We start from the raw sequence: 984 nt of genomic DNA, 5'->3' as shown, positions 1-984 counted from the left end.
AATACGATAAACACTTGATTCTGATATTAAAACATCATGATAACGTTCTAAATATCATTTAATTCGCCAAGTCCCTAATTTATGTTCTTTTCGAAGTTCTAATACTTTATTTACAACTTCTTGCTTAATTTGATTTGGAAAAGTACGAGGTGTTGTTTTCTTTCTAAGTAAACCTTCTTCTCCGTATTCATCATATGCTTTTTTCCACTTATAAAATGTGCTCTTTTTCACGCCAAAAAATTTATATGCTATAGAGTTATTTCCATATTCTTTGGCATATTTTAGAACTTGTAGTTTTTTACTATAAGTTAAATAAGCTGCTATTTCTTTTGTCTTTTTAATCATCATAAAGCTATATTAGTTTTTTACTAATTTAGTCTACGAGGATATGACGTACCCACAGGGTCAACTCCCAAGATCAAGGCAAGATCAAGGCAGGATAAAGGCAACATAGTGGCAATAGAATGTATGTAAACGATTTTTGATTTACGATGTGAAATGTATTAAAAACGAAGTAAATAAAGATACCTATCAACGATGGTATTCAATATATAACGATGAAATCGTTAATCTGAAAGTAGGTATAGAACGTTACAGCAACGATCAAAATATTGCTTTTAAAATATTAGAAAAGAATTTAAATAAACTGACTGACATGAAGTTTATTTTCGAACAAGCAGATATTTTGCAAAAAAGAGAATTTGTTAATATAGTGTTCGACAGTAATTTATACTACGAAAATGGTTTTTATCGAACACCTACAATGATGGATTTATTTTCTGTTAACCATTTGAAAATGAAGGAAGAAAGCTTACTTATTTATACAAAAAAAGAGATTCTAAATAATAGAATCCCTTTCAGCGGAGAGTGAGGGATTATTTCATATTCCCTAGAAAAGAAAGTAATTCTAAGAAAACTCTAGATACTTCGCATCTATTATTTTTTGTTTTCCTTTCAGTTTTATGGGATCAGTATCAAAAGTTG

Annotated in this window: 2 protein-coding genes; one reads left to right on the top strand and one right to left on the bottom strand. The window is 29.0% G+C overall.

The window, feature by feature from the left end; genetic code table 11:
- Positions 1-54: 54 nt before the first annotated feature.
- Positions 55-348: a helix-turn-helix domain-containing protein gene (locus B3R94_RS03505; RefSeq protein WP_291098733.1), complete on the bottom strand. Its 294-nt coding sequence runs from the start codon at positions 346-348 to the stop codon at positions 55-57.
- A gap of 145 nt (positions 349-493) precedes the next feature.
- Here B3R94_RS03505 and B3R94_RS03500 point away from each other — a divergent pair, with 145 nt between their 5' ends.
- Positions 494-871, top strand: coding sequence for a hypothetical protein (locus B3R94_RS03500; protein WP_291098730.1), 378 nt, complete (start codon positions 494-496; stop codon positions 869-871).
- Positions 872-984 lie beyond the last annotated feature (113 nt).

Origin of the sequence: Empedobacter sp. UBA7611, assembly GCF_002484365.1 — a bacterium.
Taxonomy (GTDB): Bacteria; Bacteroidota; Bacteroidia; order Flavobacteriales; family Weeksellaceae; genus Empedobacter; species Empedobacter falsenii_B.
The sequence above is the reverse complement of the archived record's forward strand: the minus strand, read 5'-3'. Positions and strand labels throughout refer to the sequence as shown.